The organism is Gardnerella coleohominis (assembly GCF_002896555.1).
Lineage (GTDB): Bacteria > Actinomycetota > Actinomycetes > Actinomycetales > Bifidobacteriaceae > Bifidobacterium > Bifidobacterium vaginale_F.
In genome coordinates this window covers 47,816-66,251 of record NZ_MNLH01000006.1, presented here as the reverse complement: position 1 = coordinate 66,251, position 18,436 = coordinate 47,816, and the positions used below count along the sequence as shown (strand labels likewise).

Genomic DNA, 18,436 nt, shown 5'->3' with positions numbered 1-18,436 from the left:
GGTTTAATGTTGAAAGAATCAGTAATAATGAAACTTTGAATGATCATGACCGAACTCAGAAATTTAAGGAATTAGGGATTTTTGCAGTTTCTGATTTAATTAAAGAGTATAGGAAAAGTGATTCCAAAGTTTCTAAACCATCGATATTAGAAGCTGTTAAGGGAATTACTAGTAAGTATAAAGAACTTGCAATAACGGAAAGAACTCCAACTGAGAGTATTCTAGATGAAACACAATTATTTGATTCTCTAGTTTCCTTAAATGGAAGAGCATACAAGTAAGTTGGATTATCTAACTGTAAAGCTAGTTCTTTAGGTATTATATGAGTGTTATACGAACATGAAGCGACCAAGAAAATCTTGGTCGCTTCTTTATATAAGAGAGGAGGAAAAAGGTAATGAGGAAGTTGGCAGTTTGTAATACTTACTATGAGCCTTTTACTGTTTTTAAACGTATGCGCCATTTAACAGCACTCAATCTAAGTTAAATCGCAAACAATTTAGGGAACGCATTATGCATGCATGCTTATCACTACATGCAATTAGAATCGTGTTTAAGTGTTTTCACTTAAGAGAGACTAATAAATTATAGAAACTCAGCAATAATGCTTATTTATTCATAGTTATATTGCGCGCAAGAGAGAGGTTTCTGATCATGAAATCTAAAATTATAGGCTTCATATTGGCAATCGTATTTTTAGCAGTACTAGTATTTTCATACTATTCCATTTCGCACAATGGTTCATTTAGCGGTTTACGAAAACTGTTTAATATTGAGCCAGATCTCAATGCAATTAGTCAGAAATGTAATATTCCTATAACGCATAGTTATGCTCTTAATGGAGCTGAAGCAATTGTTAAAGTTGGATCAAATGACGACTTCCGCAATGCTGCAGACTGTGTAGTAGACGAATTCCCTTCTTCTGAGAAAAACAAAAGAAAGATAGATAAAATTGTCGATGAAGGATATAATCCGCTTTCTATCAGCGGCGGCGAAAGAATCATGATTGCAGGTAAAACCACATGCGTGTTAATATTCCCATCAATGTACGGAAACGTTATGGTTGTTGGAGACGTTGATGATCTTTACCACACTGACTTCCGTTCGCTTACAACTGGCCTAATGAGGGATATCTCATCGGGAGCAAATAATCAATAAAACTATCCGTTCGAAAATCAAAACGTAATTTTATCGTCGATATAAAATATAGGGCTATAGTCCCAAAATATAAATAATGCTCCATGATTCTAAGGCTTATTCATAGCAATCTGATAGCCGAGCGAATCGTGGAGCATTTTTGTATAAACCATTCGGAGTATTTATTTAACTGTTATCTTCAGAATTATGAAGAATGGCACGTATTTGAGATAAGCGTTGAGTAAGCTCATGCTCGTAGCCGCGATTGGATGGCTGATAGTATTCGCGGCCAACCAGCTCATCTGGCATATACTGTTGCGATGCCACAGCACCAGGATAGTCGTGAGCATACTTGTATCCGTCGTGATTGCCCCAACTTTTCATTAAAGCAGTTGGAGCATTTCGCAAATGAAGAGGCACTTGACCGATTTTTCCAGCATCAACGTCTTGCAAAGCCTTATTAATAGCGTTATAGCTTGCGTTTGATTTAGGAGCAGTTGCTACAGCAATCACAGCTTCAGAAAGAATAATGCGTGCTTCTGGCATGCCAATTAAAGCAACTGCTTGAGCTGCAGCAACAGTTACTTGTAAAATTTGCGGCGCTGCCATACCAACTTCTTCGGCAGCAGCAATCATAATTCGCCTTGCAATAAAACGCGGGTCTTCCCCAGCTCTAAGCATTCGCGCTAAATAATGCAAAGAAGCGTCAACATCACTTCCACGCATTGATTTAATAAAAGCAGAAATCACATCGTAATGATCATCGCCATCTTTGTCGTAACGAACTGTAGTAGTATCCATTACGTTAGAAACAATATCAGCAGTAATTACAGGCTTCTTTTTGCCATGCTGCAACGCAACATCTCCTGTTACCGCTCCTGCTGCAGCCTCTAAAATAGTGAGAGTCTTACGAGCATCTCCCCCACTTAAACGAATAATTGAATCTATTGCGTCATCGTCGATTTTAAGCTGATTGTTAAGACCGTTTTCGCTAGTTAGCGCACGTTCTATAAGCGTATGCAAATCTTCAACACTAAGCGACTCAAGTTTAACAACTACTGATCTGCTAAGTAGCGGCTTAATGATTGAAAAGCTCGGGTTTTCGGTAGTAGCTCCAATAAAAGTTACGTCGCGATTTTCAACGCTTGGAAGCAAAGCATCTTGTTGAGATTTAGAAAAACGGTGAACTTCGTCAATAAACAGAACTGTTTCTTGACCTTTACTAACTAAACGCTCATGCGCGCGATCTAGCACAGCTCGAACATCTTTAACTCCAGATGTTACAGCAGAAAGCTCTTCAAACACTCGACCAGACTGTCTAGCCACAATATAAGCAAGCGTAGTTTTACCAACTCCTGGAGGGCCAAACAACACAACAGAACTTGGAGCAGTAAGAGAACCTTTAGATTGCGGATTTGCAAGCCTGCGTAAAGGCGAACCTTCTTTTAGCGCATGCGACTGCCCCAACACGTCTTCAATACTGCTTGGGCGCATACGCACTGCCAACGGACGCGTCACATCGCTAGGCGCACTACTTGCGGAAAATAAATCTTGCTCCATAAATACCAGCTTACACTACATATAGAACAAACGTTCGATTGCATTTCGCATTCCGTGTTTTGCATTCTGCGTTTTGGATTCTGTGCTTTGTTAGCACATTTTTAAAAATCACACGTGCGAAACTTGGTAATCAAAGAACACAACTTCGCCTTCGTCTTGCGTTGTATCCAAATCAACAACGCCAGTAATAGCCCAATTATGATCTCCGTCTGAATCGTCAATAATCTGCCGAACTTTCCACGAATGTTCACTCTTCTCAAGAGAATCATCCAAAATAAACAAGTCGCCACTTCGAGCCTTGGCGTCTATTCCAACATACTCGTGCTCATCGTAATAGTCGTCAAGCACATTATTCCACTCGTGAACGCCATAGCCCCAAGCTTTGTCAAGCTCTCCTAAAGTATCCGCATCTTCCAAATCCATAAGCTGCACGCGACGGAACATTGCATTTCGAATCAACACAATAAGTCCACGACGATCCTCAACTACAGACTCAGAAGTTGAAGGTGCAGCCGTAGTTACAGCACTAGCTTCGGCGTCCGATCCTCCAGCGCTCTCCCACTCGTCGACAAGACTTGAATCAATAGAGCGCACAACAAGACGAAGCCACGAAATAATATCACGCAATTCTTCGTTAAGCATATCTTCTGGCACAGTGCGAGCAAGCGAACGGTAAGCGTCCGAAAGATAACGAAGAAGCGTTCCCTCACTTCTAGCAATGCCATAACGAGAAATGTATCCAGTAAAATCGGAAGCAGTTTCAACCATGTCTCGAAGCACAGATTTAGGCTTTAGCCAGTAGTCGTTTGCCCACGGAACATCCTTGCGATATTGCGCAAAAGCAGGAGCTAGCAAATCTTCAAGAGGCTTAGGGTAGCTAACTTCAGCTAAGCGTTCCATACGCTCTTCGTAATCAATGCCATCATCCTTCATACCAGCCATCGCAGCATCGCGAGCTTTACGCTCTTGTGCGCGAAGAACAGGCTTAGGGTCATCTAAAGTTGCTTCAACCATAGAAATTACATCAAGCGCATAGCTTGGAGATTCTGGATCTAGAAGTTCCAAAGCAGCAAGCAAGAACGGGGAAAGCGGCTGATCTAGAGCAAAACCCTCTGGCATAGCAACATCAAGATCATAATCACAAGAACCGTCAGCACGCTCTCTACATTCGATGACTTGAGTATCGAGCAAAGTTTGGAAAATATCATCGCAACGCTCAAGCAATTTTTCTTTATCTTGCGGCTTTTGCGCACTATCTTCAATAAGTTTTTCAACGCGTGCTCTAGCATCCCCACCTTGAGTAACTTCGTTCAAAATCATTGAGTGCGTTACAACCATGTGAGGATTCAAAGTTTCTGGAGCGCTTTCAATAAGCTTAGTAAACGTTGGCTCCCCCCAAACTACAAAGCCTTCTGGAGCCTTCTTACGCTTAACTTTTTTAAGCTTCTTAGGATCATTGCCAGCTTTTGCAACAGCGCGCGCATTCTCAATCTCGAACTCTGGGGCCTCTGCAACTACTAAGCCCTCAGTATCGAAACCCATTCTGCCTGCACGCCCTGCAATTTGATGAAACTCGCGAGCGCGAAGCTTTCTACTACGATTCCCATCAAACTTTGTAAGAGCTGTAAGAACAACCGAGTGAATTGGCACGTTAATGCCAACTCCGAGAGTGTCTGTGCCGCAAATAACTGGTAGAAGCCCTTGCTGAGCGAGCTGTTCGACAAGCCTACGGTAGCGCGGAAGCATGCCAGCATGATGTACGCCGACGCCAGTGCGCAATAGTCTTTGCAAAATTTTGCCGAAGCCTGTAGTAAATTTAGTGCCTTTAATTGCTTGAGCTATTTTGTCTCGCTGCTCTTTGCTTGAAACTCCAGTACTAGCGAGCGCTTGCGCTGTTTCAAGAGCTGCGTCTTGTGAAAAATGAACTACGTAGATTGGTGTTAAACCCTTGTTAAATAAGAGTTCTACAGTTGTTGCAAGCGGCTTATCTGTGTACTCGTATTCGAGTGGGATTGGTCTTGGAGCGTCTGCAATAATATCAACAGTTCTTTTTGTTGATTTTTCTAGTCGTTCCGCAATATCCGTTACGTCTCCAAGAGTTGCACTCATAAGTAAGAATTGCGTATTTGGAAGTGTAAGTAACGGAACTTGCCAAGCCCATCCGCGCTCTGGATCGCCATAGTAGTGGAATTCGTCCATTGCAACGCAATCAACTTCAGCGTTTGCACCTTCACGCAGAGCTTGGTTTGCTAAGATTTCCGCAGTGCAGCAGATTATTGGAGCGTCCGCATTAATATGCGAGTCACCAGTAATCATGCCTACGTTGTCTCGCCCAAAAATAGCTACTAAATCGAAGAATTTTTCGGATACAAGAGCTTTAATTGGCGCAGTATAGTAGGAGCGTCTGCCGGTGGCGAGTGCTGCAAAATGCATGCCGAGCGCTACTAGAGATTTTCCAGAACCTGTTGGAGTGTTTAAGATTACGTGATCCCCTGCAAGCAAATCCATAACGGATTCTTCTTGATGCGGCCACAAATCTACATGCTTGTTATCTTTAACCCAATCAACAAATGCTTGAAAAATCTCATCTTCGCTAGCATGATGCAAATCAAAAGCTAACTCGCCCAAACCAGCCATATACGCTCCTACTTTACTTTAATCGTAACTTACTTGCGGCTTAATAGCGCTTTATTTACGCTTTATTTACGCTTTAATAGCAAATTTAATCGCAACTTTTTTACTTGCGATTTTACTTGCGCTTCTTCTTATCTCGTACTTTTACTGAGATTTGAATAGGAGTTCCCTCGAATCCAAATTCTTCTCTAAGAGAACGCTCAATAAAGCGACGGTAGCCGTGCTCTAAGAAGCCGGTTGTGAATATCACAAAACACGGTGGACGCGTAGAAGCTTGCGTGGCAAATAAGATTCGCGCTTGCTTTCCGCCTCGCAAAGGATGTGGATGAGCAGACTGGATACGCCCCAAGAAAGCATTAAGCTTGCCTGTAGGAATGCGCTTATCCCAGCTGTCTAAAGCCGTTCGCATAGCGCGCGCAAGACGATTCGTATGCCATCCTGTTTTCGCGGAAAGATTTACGCGCTCAGCCCAAGTTACGCGCTCAAACTCAGTTTTCCACAAGCGTTCCATGCGCTGTCTGGAAAATTCGTCCATCAAATCCCACTTGTTAAACACAAGTACGATTGCACGGCCTGCGTCTACCGCTTGGCTCATAACTTTCAAATCCTGCTCCGCAATCGGTTCGGAAGAATCGAAAAGAATCAAAGCAAGTTCAGAGCGCTCAATCGCAGCTTGCGTACGAAGTGAAGAATAGTATTCAGCACCAGTAAGCTTATGTTGCCTGCGCTTAATACCAGCAGTGTCAATAAACAGCCAGTCTTCTCCATCAACTCGCACAACCTCATCAACAGGATCTCGAGTAGTTCCAGCCAAATCGTTCACAACAGAACGTTCTTCGTGAGCTAAATGATTCAAAAGCGAAGACTTACCAACGTTTGGACGACCTACTAAAGCAACTCTGCGAAGTCCTTCTGGAGTTAAGAATCCTGAAGTTTTATTCGCTTTCTTTAAAGAGTTAAGAGCCGCGTCAAGCAAATCTCCAACGCCTCTTCCGTGCATTGCAGAAATTCCGTAAGGCTCACCCATTCCAAGCTTCCAAAACTCTGCAGTCAAATATTCGCTTCTAGCATCGTCAACCTTGTTAACTGCCAAAGTAATAGGCTTACCGGCAGCGCGAAGCATTGAAACAATACGCTCGTCTGTAGCCGTTAAACCAACTTGGCCATCTACTAGGAAAATCACAGCATCACTTAAACGCACTGCTACTTGAGCTTGCTGAGCAATAGAAGAATCAATACCTTCAACATCTGCTTCCCAGCCGCCAGTGTCAACCAGCTTGAAGTTAGTTCCAGCCCACTCAGCGTCGTAGCTTACGCGATCTCTCGTAACACCTGGAGTATCTTCTACAACAGCAACCCTGTGACCCAAAATACGATTTACAAGCGTTGATTTTCCAACGTTTGGTCGACCTATAACTGCAATTACTCCAACAGCTTTAGAATCTTTCGCATCGTCTTGACTTACTTCGTCACCTCGAAGAAGCGCACGGTCTTCATCGTCAAGATCGTAGCCTTCAAGATTAGCTGCATAGCGGTCGTACTCATCCTGCTCAATCGCAGCATCAACCATTTCAACAAGAGCGTCAAGAGTCTGCTCAAAAGTCAAATCAGAATTATCGAGAGTTGTAACGCCGTCTGCTGCTTGAAGAAAATGCGTAACTTTAGAATCTTTAGCGTCACGAGCGCGAATATCGTCTTCTTCAGATTCAATATTCTTAGATTCATTATTTTGCAAATTTTCTTGCGCAATATTCTGCTTGTTTCTGCGAGCTTGACGCACATCCTCACGAGCAGTAAGAAGCACTCGAACTTGCGCATTAGGAGCAACAACAGTAGTAATATCACGGCCTTCTGCAACTATTCCCTCTCCGCCTGAGAAAGAATCTTCAGCTGACTCTGAAGCAATATACGCGCGCTGAGCAGCAATAAGCATACGGCGAACCGCAGGAATTGAAGATACAGTAGACACATGCGAAGAAACCTCAACAGAACGCAATTCTTCGCTAATATCCTCACCTTCGACAGTCACTACAGGATTCTTAGGATCAACACTAAAGTCAGCGTCACTTTCAGTAAATAAGGCTCCAACAGCTTCAACAATCTGATTAAAACGTTCAGTATCAGCTGGATTTACAGGATTTCCTTCTTCATCTAATTCAAGTTGCGTGCTTAAATCAATACCTTGCTTCAAGCACCACCAAGCAGCAGCTCGATACATTGCCCCCGTATCTAAATATGCAAAACCATAGTATTGCGCTAAAGCACGGGAAGTAGAAGATTTACCTACTCCTGCTGGTCCATCAATTGCTACGCAAATCACAGGCCAACCTCCTTAGAAAGAGAGCGCACTTCCGTTTGAGAAAGCACTCGATACGATCCAGCTTTTAAGTCCCCCAATTTAATAGGACCAATTTGAGTACGCACAAGACGCTTTACAGGGTATCCTACGGCTCCAAAAATTCTGCGCACAATACGATTCTTACCAGAGTGCAACACAACTTTTACGATAGTTGCATCGTGATTCTGGTCGATTATTGCGCAGCGATCAAGCTTAATCCAACCATCTTCAAGATTTACGCCTTGCGAAACCAAGCGTCTGCAAACCAAACCGTTAATCTTGCCTTCAACAGTTGCAATATAAGTTTTCTCAACTTCATACTTTGGATGCATAACATGCTGGCTTAACTCACCATCGTTGGTCATTAAAATAAGACCTTCAGAATCGTAATCCAAGCGTCCCATGTGGAAAATTCGCTCGTACTTGTCTCCAACAATATCTCTTAAAGTAAAGCGACCTTTTGGATCATCCATTGCACTAAGAACTCGCTTAGGCTTATTCAAAGCAAGAGTTACTAATTTCGTGTTAAATTTCACACGAGCACCGTCTACACGAATCTTTTGTTTACTAGGATCCACTCGAGTACCAAGTGTTGTAACCAATTCGTCGTCTACCTCAACACGACCATCAAGGATTATTTCTTCACACTTTCGACGTGAACCAAATCCCGCTTCAGCAAGCAACTTCTGCAGTCGAATGGCGTTTTTGTCATCTGAATGCGCCTGATTGGCGCGGGAATATGCGTTTGGCATCGTTCTCCCAACGTGACCTATGAATCACAATTCTTCGCATCTTACGTAACACAACAAGTTCAATAAGCGCAACAGAATTGAAATTCTTTTATATATTTCTATGATTTTATAATTTATAGCAATTTCATAATTTGAGTGAAATTACCATGAGTTTCTATATTACCGTATAGCCTAGCCGTGATAGTATAGCCTATGTTTTGTGTTGTAATCATTAATAAAGCAGCACAACTAAAAATTAAGGAAAATTATGATTAAAACTACAGATACACAGTGCAGTACAACTAAAAATTCAGCACCACTTATTGTTCGCATTGGCGCTGAATTCATTGCTACAACTTTAGCAATGTTCACAATTTACACTTTTTATTCTTTCACTACCGTTATATGGGGTGTTAATGTTCTAACGATTGCTGCCGGCACGGGCTTTGCTTACGCTACTGCAGCATATATTACATCTAAAATTTCTGGAGGCCACCTTAACCCTGCAGTAACAGTTGCTTCAATGCTTACAGGACGCACTCCATACGCTGCAGGATTATGCTACATTGTCGCACAAGTTATTGGCTCTATCGTCGCTGCAGGATTATTTATTCTTACTATTCCTCATATGAATTCAAACGTCGATCCATCCCAACTTAATCAAGGTTCAGGCTTTGACAAAAAGAACTGGCTCACTTTAATAATAAACGGTTTTGAAAAGGGATCTCTTCTCTCGCGTCAAATAAAAGAAATAAACTTGTCCTTCGGAATAGTTTCTGCATTATTAGTTGAAGTTATTGCTGTTATTTTGATTGTTGCAACTGCATTGCGTAGCACAGACAATGAAGGTAATACTAAATGCGGTTATGCAACACACATTGGTATTGCATACGCAGCTGGATCCTTACTTACTTACCAGATTACAGGCGCTAGTTTGAATCCTGCTCGCTCTACTGGTATTGCGTTATTCGCAAACTTCTATGATTTTGAAGTTAATCCACTAACCCAACTTTGGTTATTCTGGGTTGCTCCAATTTTTGCTGCAGCAATTGTAAGTTTCGCTGTATTGCTTACTAAGTTATTACGTGAACCACATTCGCCTTCAGCTTTAACTAATAAGCATGGAAATCACAATGATTCGCGAATTTCTGCACAAAACAATAAAAGTGCAAACACAACCAATATGAATAATGCAACCAATGCGAATAATGCAGCTTATTTAACTAACTCTGTTAGAAATAAATAAAACCAATCATTATTCACAACATAACTAATAAATTTAGTTTTAATATTCTGGTTAAAATTTAAGTATTAAATGGATTGAATATTAAAACAGAAAAATAATTGAACAATATGTTATGAGCAATCCGATTCCAAGAGCTATGCTCACAAAAGAATCGAAAAATACTGTTCGAACTTTCCAAGGACTACGATCACGTAAAATAATGCGCATAACACCAATAACAATGGCCGTTGCAGATACAATAACTGTGGCGGCCATTGTGTATTCAAAGAACGCTAAAACCGCTGATATAAAAACAAGTATTGCTACAATCCACTCAGCATAAGGCTTACCCTCACGTTTTTCTGACACATAAGGATGCTCAGTTTTATTAGATTCAATCTGCTGCTCACTATTAGTCATACTTGTATCATACCTGCTTCGCGATAACTAGATAATAAGACATAAATTCTTTTAGGGCATAACGCAGAAAATGCAGCGCTTGAAGTTATCAAACACTGCATTTTAAGAATATTGATTTACTTATTTTACTTATTTCGCGGATTTACTTATTTCGCAAATTTACGAATTCCGGATTTAGTGGAAGAAGTGGCGAGTGCCGGTAGTGTACATCGTTACGCCGGCTGCGCGCGCAGCTTCAAACACTTCCTCATCGCGAATAGATCCACCAGGCTGTACGATTGCGCGAACGCCTGCATCAATCAGGATTTGTGGGCCATCAGCAAATGGGAAGAACGCGTCCGAAGCCGCAACAGCTCCGCGAGCACGCTCAACGCCATCAGCCAAAGTATTAGCACGTTCAACAGCTAAATGGCACGAATCCACGCGATTAACCTGTCCCATACCGATACCAACAGTAGCACTATTATTAGCAAGCAAAATAGCGTTAGACTTCACGCAACGAAGCGCACGCCAAGCAAATTGCAAATCTCTCATAGTGTCAACATCAGCAGGATCTCCTGAAACAAGCTTCCAATTTTCTGGACTATCCCCTTCAGCATCAATTAAATCTGCTGTTTGAACCAATGCACCACCATCAATTGGATGAAGCTGTAAACCAAAAACAGGAGGATTTGCAACTTTCAAAATCCTAAGATTCTTCTTCTTAGTGCGCAATAATTCCAAAGCTTCAGGCTCATAATCTGGGGCAACAATTACCTCAGTGAAAATTGGTCGAACACTTTCTGCCATTTCCAAAGTAACAGTAGTATTAGTTGCAATAACACCACCGTATGCACTTACTGGATCGCACGCATGAGCTTTCTTATGAGCTTCAGCAGCAGTAGCTCCAATAGCTAAACCGCATGGATTGTTATGCTTGCAAACAGCAACAGTAATTCTAGGAGCAAAATCCCAAACCGCACGCCAAGCAGCATCAGCATCAACATAATTGTTGTAGCTCATAGGTTTTCCACCAAGAAGTTCAGCCTGAGCTAGTCCACCCTTATGCAATGGGTCAACATACAAACCAGCCTGCTGATGAGGATTCTCACCATATCGCAATACTCGTTCCCTACGATAAGTACGAGTAAAATCTAATGGCATTGTTAAATCTTCTTCATGCTCCAAATCGCAATTTTGTACTTTATCTGAAGATTCCTCACATGCAGATGAGTTCAAAGACAAGCTTTCAGGTTTACTCCAATTATCACTAGTCCATTGAGAAATAGCAGCATCGTAAGCAGCAGTATGAGCAAAAGCCTTACGAGCTAAATATTTGCGCTCTTCAAGACTAAAACCTTCTCCCGAAAGAATTCTACTTGCAAGCAAACTGTAGTCATTTGGATCAGTAATAACTGCCACCGTAGCATGATTTTTAGCAGCAGCACGAATCATGGAAGGACCGCCAATATCAATTTTCTCGATAATCTGAGCTTCGTTTCCACCATTCATAACAGTGTCTACAAACGGATACAAATTTACTACTACAGCATCAAACGGAGCAATATTCAGATCTTTAAGCTGCTGAACATGCTCTGGATTATTCATATCAGCTAAAATACCAGCATGAATATGCGGATCTAGAGTTTTAACTCGTCCATCTAAACTTTCAGGGAAACCAGTAACTTCGGAAACCTCAGTAACATTTACACCTAATTTAGTAAGGAATGCTGCAGTTGAACCAGTTGATACAACTTGCGTTCCTTCCTTAATAAAAGCTTGTGCTAAAGTTTCAAGTCCTTCTTTACGAAATACTGAAACAAGCACCCTTTTAATTGACCGTTTGTCTGTGGTTATCAGCACGTTTGCACATGATTCTTGGCTCGTTGTCTGTTGCACGGCGGTCTTCCCTCCTTATAGTGGATGAGATTTATTTTTTTACTGCCTTCGATCGAATTGTTCTAGGAACATTTCGTTTCGAAGACAAAGTCTTATTTTTAGAATTCTTATCGCTAATATTTTCATCGGCGATTGATTTTCGTTCAAAAGATTCTTTATCAGGTTTTTCAGAAAATACTTCCTCAGAAAGTACTTCCTCAAAGTATTCTTCATCGTATTTATTACTATCAGAAGAATTAGCTCCAGATTTAGTAGCTACAGATCTATTAGCGCCAAATTTATTAGAAGTAGATTTATTTACAGAAGAATTATCTACAGCAGAATTATTAGCATCAGGTTTATTCGCAATTGTTCTTAACTTTGATTTACTCTTTTCAGAATCTTTATTATGAACAGAATCTTTATTATGAGCAAAATATTTATCCTTAATAACATTAAATAACCATAGAATTAAGTATGCTAAACAAATTCCAACTAATGAAACAAGCCATGCAGCTATAAAAGGCAATAACGTATAGTGCCCAACAGCCTGCACGCTCTCAACAGCTTTAACTCCAATGTTTTTAAGACGATACTGCCCCAAAGATCCATTACAACAATTAAATAGAATATTCATAACAATTGTTGAAAGTGAAGCAACACAAACTAATACAACAGCAGAAACGCCAAAATCAATAAGAGACTTCTTATAATCAATCTGCTTATCGCTAATATGAACTCTTATATTGCATCCCTTTTTAAGGAACAGTATTACAAGAGATAAAACAAACAAAGCCGCAGGAACAGCACTTAAAACTAACATTTGCTGCGAATGATTTGAAATAGCATGTGGGAATATTCCAAAAACAGGTACAGGCGGCATCTGCTTATATTTCGCTACACCAATAGCAAAATGAGCAACACTTCCTACAGAGAATCCAGCACCACAAATCCAAGACAAAGCCCATAAAGCTATATTCGGCAACCACGCTAAGCATGCAATTGTTGTTAAAATCCTGGAACCTTGTTGCATTCCTAATACAGTGAAAAACGACTCAACATTTTCATAACCAACAAACGACCAAACAATAACAGCAATACACGAAACAATCGTATAAACAATAACTGTTGATAAAGCACCAACAACCGATAGTTTTATAATTCTAGGAACAATCGGATTAATATATTGCTTGAATTTATTGTATAAAGAATTAATTAAATCACTATGAGGAATAACAGCAAAACAAATTGAAATTATGTATATTATTGATGTTTTTAAAAGAACTATCGGCAAAGAATCTAATAATTCAATAGAAGTATTTTGATAAATAATTACGTTTATAATAATCCAGCAAATAAAACCAATAATGTAAACAGGAATAGAGCCTTTAAATTTACGAATAAGATAAGCTAAAAATGCTATAAGAAGGAATGTTAACCCAAGAGGAGTAACAGTAATAACTAAACCTTCTAATCCAAGCCCAACGCCTTGTGCAAGCATTAAAGTTGCACACATAATAGACATAGCGGAATCAGAAAAACTTCCAGTTCCTTCTTCTATCGATATAACAAGCAAAGTAAGAGACAAGAACAATCCGATTGTTAATGCAAAAACGAAAATAGCAATAAGCGGAGATGCAATTCCTTTAAGGAATGTTATGACAGATTCTTTTAATCTTTTCATACATAACTCCTCATATAACTATTCGTATTATCACTAATACTTGTATCACACTTATATTTCAAAATAGAAACATAAACTCATCAATATTACCAATGCTTATTCGTACCATGTTAATACTCACAACACTCATTCGTACAAAGTTCATTCGTAATATCGATTTTGATTAGTCACGCTGGCATTGTCATCAAACTTGAGCAAGGGTATGAACTTAGTTCACTCATGCCACTTATTCCTGTAAGTTCCATAACAAAACTAAATCCGGCAACTTTTCCCTCAGAACGTTCAATTAACCGAGCAGCAGCTTTAGCAGTCCCTCCAGTAGCAATCAAATCATCTACAATCAAGACTCTCTGACCAGGCTTAATAGCACTTTTCTCGATTTCGATTTTAGCTTCGCCATATTCAAGTGAATAAGATTCACTAATAACTTCTGGAGGCAACTTACCAGCTTTGCGAACAGGAATAAATCCTTTTCCTAAGCGTTCAGCAAGAACAGGACCAAATAAGAATCCTCTTGCTTCTAGACCTGCAACTAAGTCAAAGGAATCAACTGAAACAGGCAAGCAATCAATCAGCGCATCAATAAGAATACCGAGACCGCGAGGTGAAGAGAATACTGGAAGAAAATCGCGGAATATGATATTTGGATTTGGAAATCCCGGTACGGTATTAATCAGAGAAGCTAAGTAATCAGCATCTTCTTTGCTTACTGTTTTAAATTGCTTTACTGTGATATCCGATTTTGCCATAATCCTACTATTCTTTTCTCCCGAATATTTCGACAAAACAATTGCATTTTTAATTATTCAAACATGAACACGTTGCAAGCGAATTCTTGTTTGAAATAAATAGCATTATTTTCACAACTTTCAGCATCTTCCTTCTTTTAAGCAAAGCTTAATAAGGCAAACATGAGTGAAAAATGCTATTAGATTAAATTATGCTTTTACAACTATTGTCGCGTTTATAAAATGCTGATCAACAATAGAACTGCTTTCAAAAAAGATTACTTACTATTCCTTGTTATCATCTTTATTGTCTTCAACTTTTGAAGATTCAGAAGTTTTATTTTCTTCAAGAGTTTCTGCAGACTTATCGGAATCAGATTCATTAGCTAATTCTTTAGCTTGATCCTTAGCTTGATCTTTTTCAGCATTTTCTGCTTCTTCATCGCTAATAAACGCTGGACGAATATATTCTTTACTCACAGCTCTGAAGGAAAATCGCAATAAACTTCCCTCAGAATCAATCACGATTTCTTCATACTTGGTATCTACGCTAACAACCTTACCGATAACACCACCAATAGTGATAACCTCAGTACCAGGTTTCAAAGAATCATAAAAAGAACGGACTTCAGCTTGACGCTTCTTAGCACTACGACTCTGGAAAATCATCATGAAAACCATCACTACAACGAGCACGATGAGTATGCCATATTGCTGGAAAAATTGAGGCACAATAAACTCCTTAAGTGTCCAACCCTAAGACGGCAAAACACCGTCCAAAATGAACATTTTATGCTATCTCACTGACATTACTAGGAGGCTCAAGACCCAAATGTTGCCAAGCTTTTGAAGTAGCAACACGACCTTTAGGTGTACGAATTAAGAATCCTTCACGTACTAAATAAGGCTCACAAACCGTTTCAACAGTTTCTGATTCTTCACCAACCATTGCAGCCAAATTATTAAGACCTACAGGCCCACCATTAAATTGACAAACAATAGCTTTAAGTACTGCAATATCTAATCGATCTAACCCTTGCGTATCAATTTGATACAAAGCTAATGCTTCTATTACAGATTCTTTATCTACTTCTTTAAGATTGTGAACAATAGCCCAATCTCTAACACGTCTTAACAAACGATTTGCTATACGCGGAGTACCTCTAGACCTAACAGCAAGTTCCTTAGCAGCTTGATCTACAAGTTTTATACCGAGAACATTTGATGATCTATTAACAAGTTTTTCTAGCTCTTCATGAGGATAAAAATCCAAATGAGCAGTAAAACCAAAACGCGCACGCAACGGAGAAGGTAGCATTCCCTCTCTAGTAGTAGCTCCAACTACGGTAAAACGAGGAAGAGTCAGAGGTATTGATGAAGCTCCAGGTCCCTTGCCAACCATAACATCAACTCGGAAATCTTCCATAGCGATATAAAGCAACTCTTCTGCAGCTCGAGGCAAACGATGAATCTCATCAATAAACAGTACTTCACCAGTATCAAGAGAACTCAAAATTGACGCTAAATCACCAGCATGCTGAATAGCAGGACCAGATGTAACTCTAATAGAAACACCAAGCTCGTTAGCTACAATCATCGCAAGAGTAGTCTTACCAAGACCTGGGGGACCAGCGAGAAGCATATGGTCAGGAGGAACGTCACGTAACTTTGCTGCATCCAAAAAAAGTTGTAACTGCGCTTTTAAAAGCGGCTGTCCAATAAACCCCTCTAATGCATTAGGCCTTAATTCTTCATCGCTAACCTGTTCATTTCCAATAGGTGAAGAAGACACTATTCTTAAAGAATCCTCAGATACGCCAGTATTTAAAGCTGGAATATTGTTAATAGTGCTATTAGAAGTACTGTTAAAAGCGGTATTAGTCATATTGTTAGAAGCACTATTAGAAATACCACTAGTATTAGAAATACCACTAGAAATATTTTCTTCAAAACTCATCTATATCACCTACCTCTATCAAGCGAAGACAATGCCATACGCAAAATATTCGGAATATCAGAATCGTTAATTGGCAAAGAAATATTATTTATATTGCAAACATTTTCTACAGCTTTTTGAGCATCTGACTGCTTCCATCCTAAAGACATAAGTCCTTCAATAACCTTGCTTATTCCGGAATTGTCAAAATCTTTAATATTACGATTTACACCTTTAGAAGAATCATATTCGTCTAATTTAGATATATCAATCGAACCTTTAAGCTCCAAAATAATCTTTTGAGAACCTTTTTTACCTAATCCAGGAGCAGATGATAAAGCATCAATATCGCCATCGCTAATTGCTTGAATTAAACGATTAACACTTAATGTAGATAATAATGAAAGAGCAACCTTAGGCCCAACCCCACTAACTTTTTGCTGGATTTGAAGAAAAATACGCTTAGCAGATTGGTTAGTAAAACCATAAAGAGTAATAGCCTCTTGGCTTACTTGCAAAGACGTATACACTCTAACTTCTTGCCCTTCATGCAAAGATGCTAAATCTGTAGAAGGCATATAAACTTCATATCCGACACCAGAAACACTTATAAGCGCACAACGAGAATCAACTGACTCTACTACCCCATTTAGCATGCCAATCATCAGCGCTAACCTTTCTGATTTGTAATCAAAATCTAATGTAAATACTTTATAGATAGTTTTAAAGAATTATTAAAACTATCAAATAAAATACAAACAAGTAGAACATCTGTTCTATAGATATCCTACATACCTCGGGAGACACTAGATTTGGAATGTGCCGCGCGCTGAGCTAAAGCCCACTGTTTTTGCGCTGAAGTTAAATGTTGCTCACGCTCACCGCCTTGCAGCGCGCCTTCAGGACGAAGAGCGTGACAAATAGCTTGAGCTAAGGCATCTGCAGCATCAGCAGGAGTTGGAAGAATATTAAGCGCAAGTAATCTAGCAACCATACGTTCTACTTGTGCTTTATCTGCTTTACCATTACCAGCTACAGCAAGTTTAACTTCAGTAGGAGTATGCAAAGCAACCGGAATATTGCGCTGAGCTGCTGCAAGCATGGCAAGTCCAGCAACTTGCGCAGTACCAAGAACGGTATTTCGATTTTCTTGAGCAAAAACGCGTTCAACAGATACTACATCAGGTGAAAAGCGCTCAATCTTTTCAACTAATCCGTTATAAATCTTTAAAAGTCGCAAATCTTGAGAAAGATCTGGCTCAGATCTCAATACATCGACGTGAATAAAAGAAAGCCGACGCGAAACGCCGGCTTCAATCACGCCGACCCCGCAGCGAGTAAGCCCGGGGTCAACGCCCAAAATCATCATAGAAAACTATTCTGCTTCCTCAAGCTGAGCCATAACTTCATCTGAAGCGGTCCAGTTGCTGTAGATATTCTGAACATCGTCCAAGTCGTCGAGATTATCAATTAAGCGAGAAACCTTCTGAGCATCTTCAAAACCTAATTCAATCTCATTATTTGGATGCATGATGATATCTGCAGAATCATAGTCGAAACCAGCTTCCTGCAAAGCTTTACGAACTGTTACCAAATCACTGGAACCAGTGTATACAGAATACACATCGCCATCATCAGCAACATCTTCAGCACCAGCTTCAGCTGCAACATCGAAAAGCTTATCGTAATCAACACCTTCAGATGGAACTTCAATCAAGCCCTTACGCTCAAAGTTAAAGCTCACAGAACCGCTTGTTGCCAAAGAACCATTACCCTTGGTAAGAGTTGAACGAACATCAGCAGCAGCGCGATTACGGTTATCAGTAAGGCACTCGATAATCAAACCAACACCTGCAGGAGCGTAACCTTCGTAAACAATCTCCTCGTAGTTGGCGCCGCCAGCTTCTTCACCAGAACCACGCTTTACAGCGCGCTTGATGTTATCTGCAGGCATAGAAGCCTTTTTAGCTTTAACGATGGCATCATACAACGTTGGATTACCATCAGGATCGCCACCGCCCAAACGTGCAGCGATTTCAATGTTCTTAATAAGCTTGGCAAAAAGCTTGCCGCGCTTTGCGTCTATAGCGGCCTTCTTGTGCTTTGTAGTCGCCCACTTGGAATGACCTGACATGATACTCCTAAAACGTACAGTTAATCAAACGAAACGATTTTATTGCGCTTTC

Annotated in this window: 15 protein-coding genes and 1 pseudogene; 3 read left to right on the top strand and 13 right to left on the bottom strand. The window is 40.2% G+C overall.

Annotated elements, in window-relative coordinates:
- Positions 1 to 281, top strand: a pseudogene (locus BFS05_RS05735) (hypothetical protein); the annotation flags it as partial.
- A gap of 373 nt (positions 282 to 654) precedes the next feature.
- Positions 655 to 1,158: a hypothetical protein gene (locus BFS05_RS05730; RefSeq protein ID WP_103085012.1), complete on the top strand. Its 504-nt coding sequence runs from the start codon at positions 655 to 657 to the stop codon at positions 1,156 to 1,158.
- 165 nt (positions 1,159 to 1,323) lie between these two features.
- On the opposite strand, the gene BFS05_RS05725 is transcribed toward BFS05_RS05730, so the two are convergent.
- From BFS05_RS05725 to BFS05_RS05710, 4 genes are all read right to left on the bottom strand, one after another.
- The gene (locus BFS05_RS05725; RefSeq protein WP_103085011.1) at positions 1,324 to 2,697 is read right to left on the bottom strand and encodes a replication-associated recombination protein A; all 1,374 of its coding nucleotides are present in this window, start codon (positions 2,695 to 2,697) and stop codon (positions 1,324 to 1,326) included.
- A 108-nt stretch (positions 2,698 to 2,805) separates the two neighbouring features.
- Positions 2,806 to 5,334 (bottom strand): DEAD/DEAH box helicase, encoded by a 2,529-nt coding sequence (locus tag BFS05_RS05720; RefSeq protein WP_103085010.1) that lies wholly within the window; start codon positions 5,332 to 5,334, stop codon positions 2,806 to 2,808.
- A 112-nt stretch (positions 5,335 to 5,446) separates the two neighbouring features.
- Complete coding sequence (gene der / locus BFS05_RS05715) at positions 5,447 to 7,651, bottom strand: bifunctional cytidylate kinase/GTPase Der (protein ID WP_103085009.1); 2,205 nt, start codon at positions 7,649 to 7,651, stop codon at positions 5,447 to 5,449.
- Positions 7,648 to 8,421, bottom strand: a complete 774-nt coding sequence (locus BFS05_RS05710) for a pseudouridine synthase (RefSeq protein WP_103085008.1) — start codon at positions 8,419 to 8,421, stop codon at positions 7,648 to 7,650. Before BFS05_RS05710 ends, der begins: the two co-directional genes overlap by 4 nt.
- Before the next feature lie 247 nt (positions 8,422 to 8,668).
- Here BFS05_RS05710 and BFS05_RS05705 point away from each other — a divergent pair, with 247 nt between their 5' ends.
- The gene (locus tag BFS05_RS05705; protein ID WP_103085007.1) at positions 8,669 to 9,646 is read left to right on the top strand and encodes an MIP/aquaporin family protein; all 978 of its coding nucleotides are present in this window, start codon (positions 8,669 to 8,671) and stop codon (positions 9,644 to 9,646) included.
- Positions 9,647 to 9,727: 81 nt separating this feature from the next.
- On the opposite strand, the gene BFS05_RS05700 is transcribed toward BFS05_RS05705, so the two are convergent.
- The 9 genes from BFS05_RS05700 to BFS05_RS05660 form a co-directional block, all read right to left on the bottom strand.
- Positions 9,728 to 10,045 carry a DUF3017 domain-containing protein gene (locus BFS05_RS05700; RefSeq protein WP_103085006.1) on the bottom strand — a complete coding sequence of 106 codons (318 nt, stop codon included), beginning with the start codon at positions 10,043 to 10,045 and terminating at the stop codon, positions 9,728 to 9,730.
- Between the two features lie 174 nt (positions 10,046 to 10,219).
- The gene (gene purH / locus BFS05_RS05695) at positions 10,220 to 11,881 is read right to left on the bottom strand and encodes a bifunctional phosphoribosylaminoimidazolecarboxamide formyltransferase/IMP cyclohydrolase (protein ID WP_374703775.1); all 1,662 of its coding nucleotides are present in this window, start codon (positions 11,879 to 11,881) and stop codon (positions 10,220 to 10,222) included.
- 73 nt (positions 11,882 to 11,954) lie between these two features.
- Complete coding sequence (locus BFS05_RS05690; RefSeq protein ID WP_103085004.1) at positions 11,955 to 13,586, bottom strand: cell division protein PerM; 1,632 nt, start codon at positions 13,584 to 13,586, stop codon at positions 11,955 to 11,957.
- 167 nt (positions 13,587 to 13,753) lie between these two features.
- On the bottom strand, positions 13,754 to 14,335 hold the full coding sequence (locus BFS05_RS05685) for an adenine phosphoribosyltransferase (RefSeq protein WP_103085003.1): 582 nt from the start codon (positions 14,333 to 14,335) through the stop codon (positions 13,754 to 13,756).
- 264 nt (positions 14,336 to 14,599) lie between these two features.
- Positions 14,600 to 15,046, bottom strand: a complete 447-nt coding sequence (gene yajC, locus BFS05_RS05680) for a preprotein translocase subunit YajC (protein ID WP_103085002.1) — start codon at positions 15,044 to 15,046, stop codon at positions 14,600 to 14,602.
- A 58-nt stretch (positions 15,047 to 15,104) separates the two neighbouring features.
- Positions 15,105 to 16,199: a Holliday junction branch migration DNA helicase RuvB gene (ruvB, locus tag BFS05_RS05675; protein ID WP_103085015.1), complete on the bottom strand. Its 1,095-nt coding sequence runs from the start codon at positions 16,197 to 16,199 to the stop codon at positions 15,105 to 15,107.
- Positions 16,200 to 16,276: 77 nt separating this feature from the next.
- Entirely contained in the window at positions 16,277 to 16,915 is a 639-nt protein-coding gene (gene ruvA, locus BFS05_RS05670) for a Holliday junction branch migration protein RuvA (protein WP_103085001.1), read from the bottom strand.
- A 122-nt stretch (positions 16,916 to 17,037) separates the two neighbouring features.
- The gene (gene ruvC, locus BFS05_RS05665) at positions 17,038 to 17,619 is read right to left on the bottom strand and encodes a crossover junction endodeoxyribonuclease RuvC (RefSeq protein ID WP_103085000.1); all 582 of its coding nucleotides are present in this window, start codon (positions 17,617 to 17,619) and stop codon (positions 17,038 to 17,040) included.
- Positions 17,620 to 17,625: 6 nt separating this feature from the next.
- Positions 17,626 to 18,384 (bottom strand): YebC/PmpR family DNA-binding transcriptional regulator, encoded by a 759-nt coding sequence (locus tag BFS05_RS05660; RefSeq protein WP_103084999.1) that lies wholly within the window; start codon positions 18,382 to 18,384, stop codon positions 17,626 to 17,628.
- Positions 18,385 to 18,436 lie beyond the last annotated feature (52 nt).